The organism is uncultured Methanobrevibacter sp. (assembly GCF_947169325.1).
GTDB lineage: Archaea > Methanobacteriota > Methanobacteria > Methanobacteriales > Methanobacteriaceae > Methanocatella.
On sequence record NZ_CAMVPN010000142.1, the window covers coordinates 1 to 3,312 of the forward strand.

The following is a 3,312-nucleotide window of genomic DNA, read 5'->3' on the forward strand; positions in this document are numbered from 1 at the left end:
CCAATCCCCAATCCCCAATCCCCAATCCCCAATCCCCAATCCCCAACTGCTTTATTTTAAAAAAAATAAAATAATTTAATAATTTTTATTAATTAAAAAAATAATTATTAAAAATTTTTAACATTAACAATTATTAAGTTAAATTTTTAGCTTATTAAAAACAAAATTTTATTTAAAGCAAAATAAATTATTATTAAATGTTTCTAATCATTTGGTTATAAGAATTATTTCCTTGACTATTGGCCATAGCAGCCATTCTGGCTCGTTCAGCTTTTTTGATCATCCCAAAAACGACACAAATAATAGCTAAAGCAGCAACACTACCTACGACAATTCCAGCGATCGCCCCCCCTGAAATAGAGCTGCTTTTTTTGACATTTCTATGAGTAATAATCTCGCAAGTTAAAGGCATATAACTATTTTGAATATTATCATTAGGGAATATTGATAATACTGAATTTTTGCTTTCATCATATTTAACATAATTATTGAGTTTAAAATCACCATCAATGTTTGTTTCATAGGTACATGGTATATTTTTATTATTACTTTTATCCAATTGGCAAGTGGCTGTTATTTGTTTGGTTTCATCTTTGTTTACAAAATTTAATTCAACAGTTTTTGCCTCATCTAAATCTATAGCTTTATCAGCAGTCATACTAAATTCACAATTATCCTGACTGCCACTCCAATCTACATTATAGGTAGTTGAGGTAATACTAGTACTGTTATTACCAACTAATTGAGAATAATCAGTACCCCCATTTTTAATATCATTTTCAGCGGCTAAATTATTCAAATTATTGTTTAATTTAATTTCGTAGTTAGTATCACCAGCATCTGCAGGTGTTACGTCTAATAAAGTTATACTTGATGATGAAGCATCATCATCTAAATCTGTTTTTAATTGGACAACTTGAGTTCCAGAACTCAAATAGTCTTTATCAGGATATAATTCGATTGTTTGTTCTGTGAGTTTTCTCTTTTCTTTGAGATTACGATTATTTTGTACTACAGTACGATCAATTTTTACTGAGTATTTATCTGTTTGTCTTGTGGTGTAATCAATTACCATATAAACATATAAAGATTCATCAATAGTTCTTATTTGTGGAACTATTATAGATTTTTTATTTTTAACACAGGTTCTTGTAGTGGTATTATATGAGCAATTTTCATCACATTCATCGCAGGTTCTATTATTCGAACATTGTACACAATTATCCATACATTTATAATAAATGCCATTTTCTTGGTAATATCCCTCGGTTACATTTGCCTTTTCTGCGCATACGACAGTTCCAGTGCTGAAATTACCAAGGAAGACCAAACCATCTCTGCATTTTTTGCAGACTTTATTCGCTTTACAATGAGAACAATGCAAAGGGCAAATTCCGTCTTCGCTTAATTCGTAATTTGTTGTGTTATCTATTATTAAATTCGATGCATTTACTTGTTGAGTTGTAACACTTTGATAATCGTATATATATGATTCATTTTTTGGTTGAGACTTCAAATCGACACAATTGAATTGATCATTGCATATCACTGTCCCTGAGCACATCATATTATAATCAGGACATAAAAAGTACCCCTCATAACCATCCAATTTCACCGTACCCCCTGCCCTAGGACATACTAAATAATCATCAAAAATTTTTACTGTCAAAGTTTTTTCAGAGCAAAGTATTTGATAGCAAACTCCTCTTGGTTTATCTTTTAAAAATTCAATTATCTTTGAATCAGTGTCATTTGCAACTAAAGTACTAATAAAGCAAAAGGAAGTATTACTAATTGTTTCTCCGGTATAATCAGATATATCTCCGCTTTTATTGGAAATTACAGATCCATTAACACTTGACATAGAGTAAATATAATCTCCATTTCCAACTTCAGAACACGAACTGATCATGTAGGCAGTGGAACCCGAAAATTGACTATAAAAATTAACAGGGCAAAAATCAGCGGGAGGATATCCAGTTTTAGCATAAGGATAATAATAATTAAATTCATCAGTGACAGGATAGTTCAATAAATAAAAATAGCCTCGCCCTAGACGACTACTAGCGCATCCAGATATTGGAAATGGATTGTTCATATTATCAGAAAAATCATAAAATTCATTACCAAAAGCAGGATTGGGTTTATAAGTTGATGAATTTACGCATTTTCCATAAACAAATTCGCAGCCTTTATTTTTTCCGAATCTCATTAATCCTCCAGTGTAATAATTAGCTTTATAACATCCAGTATCTTCTAGTACTGCCAAAGTAAATTCTGATATTACTGACTCAGACTCACTTAATACTCCATTCATCAATTCACCGGTTAAAATACGAGCTTCCCAATGAGAACCTACCGTGGCAGAGCTTCCATAATCTTCCAATTCTATCTCATTAATTTCAGAGCAATTAAAATATTTTCTTGCCACAGCAACAGCTTTGGTTGAATTTATATAAGCTCTAGTTATGTTGTATCTATCTGGTTTGAAGACTATATTGTGAAAATAATATTGAAAGAAATAAACATGAAATCCTAAAATATGAGTGAATTCATGAAGAATGGTTGCTACAAAAGTTTCTTCTGAATTTTTTAATGAGTAGTCCATATCAGCATTTATAGATACTGTCCCTACCACTGGTTGTCCATCAGGAATAGTCCATAACTGGGCTACTGCACTTGCGATCAATCCTCCACTCAATTGTCGAATCCTTCCAAAAATTACTAAATCGTATCCTAAAGTATGTGGGCTTATTCCTTTTGCTGTAGCTTCATCTCCGAAAATTGAGGTGTTCCAAGATTCTATGTTCATGTTGAGAATAGTTTGATTGGTTAAATAATATGTGCCATTAAAATATTTTACTTTCAATAATTTTTTAATTGTTTCGACAGCTTTATTTATGGAATTGTAATACACTTTTCGATTTTTTTCTAAACCATATTCAGCTATACCTTTCTCAATGTTTACGAAATCGACATAAATATTAAAGTCTTTGAAGCCATCTTCATCCACTTCAACTTTGACATCATCCAATTTACGTTTATCATTTGGAGAATTTCTTTCAATTGTGTGTTTAAAATCTCCTGTATCCAATGGAATAGAATCGACGTCGCATTTAAATCTATAATAAGAGTTTTGGCAAAATGCAATTTGCAATGATATAAAGGTAGCTAAAAGATAAAAAAATGTTTTAGTAAAACGGACTTTTTTCATATAAAAATAAAAATTTAAAAATTATTGTTTTTAAAATTATTTTTTAATTTATTTCATAATATATTATTAATTAATTTTATGAATGTCTTTTTTTAATA

Annotated in this window: 1 protein-coding gene; it reads right to left on the reverse strand. The window is 30.2% G+C overall.

What is annotated here, in order from left to right; all coding sequences use genetic code 11:
* Positions 1 to 193: 193 nt before the first annotated feature.
* Positions 194 to 3,214 carry a leishmanolysin-related zinc metalloendopeptidase gene (locus tag Q0W26_RS11890; RefSeq protein WP_298525738.1) on the reverse strand — a complete coding sequence of 1,007 codons (3,021 nt, stop codon included), beginning with the start codon at positions 3,212 to 3,214 and terminating at the stop codon, positions 194 to 196.
* Between the last annotated feature and the right edge of the window lie 98 nt (positions 3,215 to 3,312).